This window comes from Plectonema cf. radiosum LEGE 06105 (assembly GCF_015207665.1).
GTDB classification, from domain to species: Bacteria; Cyanobacteriota; Cyanobacteriia; order Cyanobacteriales; family Nostocaceae; genus Rivularia; species Rivularia radiosa_A.
On record NZ_JADEWL010000253.1, the window covers coordinates 1 to 4,605 of the forward strand.

Annotated in this window: 1 protein-coding gene; it reads left to right on the plus strand. The window is 42.6% G+C overall.

Annotated features, from left to right (window positions below):
• Nucleotides 1-4,596 (plus strand): RHS repeat-associated core domain-containing protein (locus tag IQ247_RS31455; RefSeq protein WP_193926094.1); only part of this gene is annotated, 4,596 nt, incomplete at its 5' end.
• Nucleotides 4,597-4,605: the final 9 nt, after the last annotated feature.

A 4,605-nucleotide genomic window follows, 5' to 3' on the forward strand; every position in this document is an offset into this window, starting at 1 on the left:
AATGCTTTCGCTAGAGATAGAGACGGAGATGTTCTAAGCTTTGATTTGTTGGAAAAACCTGATGGCATGGCTGTAGATGCATCAAAAGGTGTGGTAGTTTGGAGACCTACAGCAAATGAAATAGGAAGCCAGAATGTTGTTTTGCGGGTACAAGATGGACGCGGAGGTTCTGCAACCCAAACCTTCCAAATCAATGTCGGTGATGGGGTAGATAAGGAATTACCTACAGTTCAATTTGGTTTTAGCAGCAATATTGTTAACATCGGCGAAAGCGTCACCTTCCAAGTATCTGGTACAGATAATAATGGTATTGCCAATATTGCCCTGACTATTGATGGAAATCCCGTTACTCTTAATGCAGGTTCTGCAATAGTCCAGCTAAATCAAGCTGGTGTATTCCAAGTTGTCGCAACTGCAACCGATACCGCAGGAAATGTAGTTAAAAAAGATTTATCTCTGCGCGTACTTGACCCCAGCGACACCACTGCACCAACAGTTGAAATTATCAGCCCCCAAACCAATAAAACTATTACCAACCTCACAGATATTGTTGGTAGCGTTAGCGATGACAACCTGGAATTTTACCGTGTAGATTACGCACCTTTAGACCTGGTTGATATTAATAATCTGGCTGCTGCTGATCCAGATTTTGTGACTATCTCGGAAGGTAAAACTAATGTTAATCGCTCGATAATCGGTCAATTTGACCCCACTACCTTATTTAACGGTAACTACGTCCTAAGAGTTACAGCCCAAGATTTTAGCGGTAATATTAGCTCGCGAGGGGTTTTCCTAGGTGTTTCCGGTGACAACAAAGTTGGTAATTTCCGACTAGAGTTAACCGATTTATCGATTCCATTAGCAGGAATTCCTATTCAAGTTAATCGAGTTTACGACACACTCCAAAGTAGTTTCTCCGGTGATTTTGGCTTTGGTTGGAGTTTGGGAGTTAAAGATGCCAAAATTCAAGAATCAGTACCATTAACCGATGCCGAAAAACAAGGTGTACCATCACTATTTGGTGCAAATCCCTTCACTGCTGGGACAAAAGTCTATTTAACCAACCCCGAAGGTCGTCGTGTCGGTTTCACCTTTGACCCCTATGTCGCTGGTGGTAGTTTATTAGGTGCATTTTGGAAACCTAGATTTGTTGCAGACCCTGGAGTTTATGACAAGTTAGAAGTCGATGACATTAACCTCCAACAAAGGTCAGATGGTAGCTTTAGTTTGTTCTTTATTCCCTTCGCTTATAACCCCTCGGAATATAAACTCACTACCAAAGACGGTACAATCTACGAGTACGACCAATTTAAAGGTCTGCAAACAGTTAAAGACCGTAACAATAATACTTTAACTTTCCAAGATAACGGTATTTTCAGTTCCACAGGTGCTTCCGTTGAGTTTTTGCGGGATACCCAAGGACGGATTACCCAAATTACTGACCCCACAGGTAAAGCGATTTTGTATGGGTATGATGCGAGAGGGAATTTGGTAAGTGTAAGCGATCGCAACAATAATGCAACTCAGTTTGTTTACAATAACCCAAATCGCCCAAGCTTCTTAACCGAGATAATTGACCCCTTGGGACGTAAGGGTGTTCGCACTGAGTATGACGAGAAAGGAAGATTAGCAAGGATTATTGATGGTAATGGTAATGTAACTGACTTGGGCTTTAATACAAATGGTTCGGTGCAAACTATTACTGATGCTTTAGGTAATCCCACAACACTGGTTTACGACGATCGCGGTAATATTATTAGCGAAATTAATCCATTGAGTGGTGTTATCCAAAGAACTTACGACGCGAATAATAACCTTCTGAGCGTGAAAGACCCGCTAGGAAATGCAACAAACTATACTTACGACAGTAGGGGAAATCTTCTCAGCGAAACTAATGGTTTAAATCAAACCACTACCTACATTTACAACAACTTAAATAAAGTTGTAACGGTTACTGACCCCCTTGGTAACAAGACGCAAAATTCTTACGACATTCAAGGAAATCTTCTAACTACAACTAATGCAGCAGGTCAAACAACCACCTATGTTTACGACAACCAGGGCAATGTTGTAAGTGTTACCAATCCTCAAACTAATGCAACCCGATATGAGTATGATAGCCAAGGTCGTATAACTGCTATCATCGATGCTCTAAATCAAAAGAGCTTATTAACTTACGATAATAACGGTAATTTACTGACTACTACCACACCGTTAGGCAATACTACCCGGTTTACCTATGATGGAGAAAATCGACCAATTACCGTCACCGATGCTTTAGGTAATGTTAGCCGAATCGAATATAATGCTTCAGGCGATCGCACAGCGACAATTGATGCACTAGGTCGTAGAACTGAGTATATTTACGATAATCGCAGCCAGTTAACAGAGATTCGCGATGCAGATGGTACAACTGAGCAGTTTACCTACGATGCAAATGGACGACGGATAAATTCCATTGATAGGGGTGGTCGTGTTACTAACTTTGTTTATGATGCTTTGGGTCGTTTAGTTGAAACAATTGCTCCTGATAGCACCCCCAGCAATCTTGCTGATAATCCCAGAATTCGTAGAGAATACGATGCTGCTGGTCGTTTAATTGGTTTTGTTGACGAACGAGGAAATCGAACCCAGTATGGATATGATGCTGCTGGTCGTCAAATCCTCATCCGTGATGCATTAGGAAATCTCACCCGCAATGCTTACAATACTAATGGGGAAGTAGTAACTGTTACCGATGCTCTCAACCGTGCTACCCAGTTTGTGTATGACCCATTAGGTCGTATTATCGAAACTCGATTAAGCGATGGCACAAAAACAATTACCACATACGATGCTCTCGATCGCGTAATTGCGGAAACAGACCAAGCTGGTATTACTACTCAATTTAAATATGATGCCCTTGATCGGCTAACGGCTGTAGTTGATGCTCTGGGTCAGCGTACAGAGTACGGCTATGATGCGGAAGGGAGCCTAATTAGCCAGAAGGATGCTAAAGGGAACACAACTACTTACCAGTATGATGCTGTTAGTCAACGTTTTGCCACCATACTACCTTTGGGTCAACGTTCCACCCAAACCTACGATGCGGTGGGAAATGTTACCAGTGTCACGGATTTTAACGGCAAAACAATAACTTACAGATATAACAGTAACGACCAAATAATTACAGAAGGTTTTGCAGATGGAACCTCTGTTAATTATACCTATACGCCAACACTGCAACGGGCAACGGTGACGGATAGCAGAGGTGTAACTAGCTATACATACAATGAGCGAGACCAACTAACTACACGCACAGGAGTAGACGGTAGAACTATTGGTTACACCTATGATATTGCTGGAAACCGCACATCTCTAACCACCTCTGCGGGAACAGTTGGTTATACTTACGATGCCCTGAATCGAATGCAAACAGTCAGCGATCGCAGTGGAGGCGTTACGAGATATGTTTACGATGCAGTTGGCAACTTAGTTCGCACCGAATTATCCAACAATACAATAGAAACTCGCCACTACGATAGCTTAGATAGGCTTGCTTCTGTGGAGCAAAGGGGAGCATCCGGTATAATTGCTGGTTATGAATACACTTTGGGGCTAGCAGGAAACCGTTTAGCTGTAACAGAAGCAAACGGACGACAGGTTAATTACGCCTACGATCGACTTTATCGTCTAGTTCAAGAAGTAATTTCCGATCCAACTGCCGGAAATCGCACGATTGGTTATACCTATGATGCGGTAGGTAATCGCCTCAGTCGCAATGACTCAGGTGAAGGAATAACGACATACAGCTACGATGACAATGACCGATTGCTCAGAGAAATTCTCAATAGTCAAACCACTGAGTATACATACGATGACAACGGCAGTACGCTAACTGTTAAGGTTAACGGCACAGACCAAGTAAACTACAGATGGGACGACCAAGGACGATTAATTGGTGCGGACATCGTAAGCGCCCAAGGAACACAGCGTATTGAATACCGTTATGACGCTGATGGCAATCGGGTTGCGGTAATTGTTAATGGGGAAGAAACACGCTACTTGGTTGATACGGAAGAAGCATACGCTGAGGTTGTTGAGGAATATAAACCCGATGGGACAATCGAGAATTCCTATGTTCGCGGACTGGATTTAATTTCCCAAGACCAACAAGGTCAGGAATCGATTCATCATGCTGCTGGGTTGGGTTCTGTAAATGCGCTGACCGATAGCAATGGTAATGTAACCGACCAATATGTATATGATGCCTTTGGTCGGTTGATAGGACAACAAGGCAATACAGATAATGATTTTGGCTTTACTGGCGAGCAGTTTGACGAAAATAGCGACCTTTATTATCTGAGGGCTAGGTACTATAATCCGGAAAAGGGGCGATTTATTTCTAAAGACTCGTTTGAAGGATTCCTAGATGACCCTCAGTCGTTGCACAAGTATACTTATGTGCATAACGATCCGGTTAATTTGATTGACCCCAGTAGACATCTCCGAAAACAACCAAAGTCTTACCATAAGTGCCTTTTAGACTGCGATCGCCCAATAGCAAAGATAGCTAATTTGTACACAAGAATAGGCATTAGATATGGTTCCTATTGATAATTAGCG